Raw genomic sequence first — 891 nt, 5'->3', positions numbered from 1 at the left:
TATTAAAGGAGTTTAAGACTATGACACTACTAGCACTTGAAAATGTAACAAAATCATATGGAGCAACTGCGGCACTTGACAATATCTCTCTTGAGATTTCGGCTGGAAAAATTGTTGGTCTCCTCGGCCCAAATGGATCTGGAAAAACGACCTTAATCAAACTGATCAATGGCCTTCTTCAGCCTGATAAAGGACGTGTTCTCATTAACGGATTGGATCCAAGTCCTGCTACAAAGGCGATTGTCTCTTACCTTCCTGACACAACTTATCTCAATGAAGAGATGAAGGTCAAGGATGCTCTAACCTATTTTAAAACCTTCTATCAGGATTTCAATCTCGAAAGAGCCCAACACTTGCTAGCTGATCTTGGTATTGATGAGAATAGTCGCCTCAAGAAACTATCAAAAGGGAATAAGGAAAAGGTACAACTGATTTTGGTCATGAGCCGCGAAGCTCGTCTTTATGTCCTCGATGAACCGATCGGTGGAGTGGATCCAGCCGCACGTGATTATATCCTCAATACCATCATCAACAACTACTCACCAACCTCTACAGTACTGATTTCAACCCACTTGATTTCAGATATTGAACCTATCTTGGATGAGATTATCTTCCTCAAAGACGGAAAAGTCGTACGCCAAGGAAATGTTGATGATATTCGTTACGAGTCAGGTGAATCCATTGACCAGCTCTTCCGTCAAGAGTTCAAGGCTTAGTTAAAGGAGATTAGTATGTTTTGGAATTTAGTTCGTTATGAATTTAAAAATATCAATAAATGGTATCTTGCACTCTACGGTGCCGTCCTTGCAATTTCAGTTTTGATTGGAGCTTTTATTAACAGTCTTAGCCAGAGTTACAATCCTAACAATGCTGCTTATTTCATCTTCTTTT

1 protein-coding gene is annotated in these 891 nt (G+C 39.8%); it reads left to right on the top strand.

The window, feature by feature from the left end; genetic code table 11:
- The first annotated feature begins 20 nt into the window (after positions 1 to 20).
- Entirely contained in the window at positions 21 to 716 is a 696-nt protein-coding gene (locus tag GMD4S_RS09510; RefSeq protein WP_000173186.1) for an ABC transporter ATP-binding protein, read from the top strand.
- The last annotated feature ends 175 nt before the right edge of the window (positions 717 to 891 follow it).

This window comes from Streptococcus sp. GMD4S (assembly GCF_000296955.1).
Note: the sequence above shows the minus strand (reverse complement) of the source record. Positions and strands in the feature narration are given on the sequence as shown.

Bases quoted from the DNA above. Each gene is read 5' to 3' on its own strand.
- GMD4S_RS09510 (WP_000173186.1), top strand. From the start codon at position 21: ATGACACTACTAGCACTTGAAAATGTAACAAAATCATATGGAGCAACT.